At 61.7% G+C, this 332-nt stretch carries 1 pseudogene; it reads right to left on the reverse strand.

Features of this window, described 5'->3' with window-relative positions:
• Nucleotides 1–301, reverse strand: a pseudogene (locus A3764_RS14340) (NADP-dependent oxidoreductase); the annotation flags it as partial.
• Nucleotides 302–332 lie beyond the last annotated feature (31 nt).

The raw sequence follows: 332 nt of genomic DNA on the forward strand, positions 1-332 counted from the left end.
TCGCCCAGCCGAACATGCCGAAAGCATAATCGCCCGGTTTGAAATCGGGGCTGTTGGAGGCGATGACCTCGCCCACCGATCCGCCTTCCATCAGCCCGCCCACCGGCACCGGCTGGGCATAGGATTTCGCATCGTCCATCCGCCCGCGCATATAGGGATCGAGCGACATGTAATGGACCTTCACGAGGATCTCGCCCTCACCCGGGGTGGGGATGTCCCCCGTCTCAAGGCGGAAGTTCTCCTGCGTGGGCGTGCCATCCGGGCGGGAGGCCAGGACGATCTTCTGCATCTGTTCACTCATGGGGGGTTCCTTTCGGTCGGAAAACTGTAAT

The sequence above is a fragment of the Sulfitobacter sp. HI0129 genome (assembly GCF_001635395.1).
Taxonomy (GTDB): Bacteria; Pseudomonadota; Alphaproteobacteria; order Rhodobacterales; family Rhodobacteraceae; genus Sulfitobacter.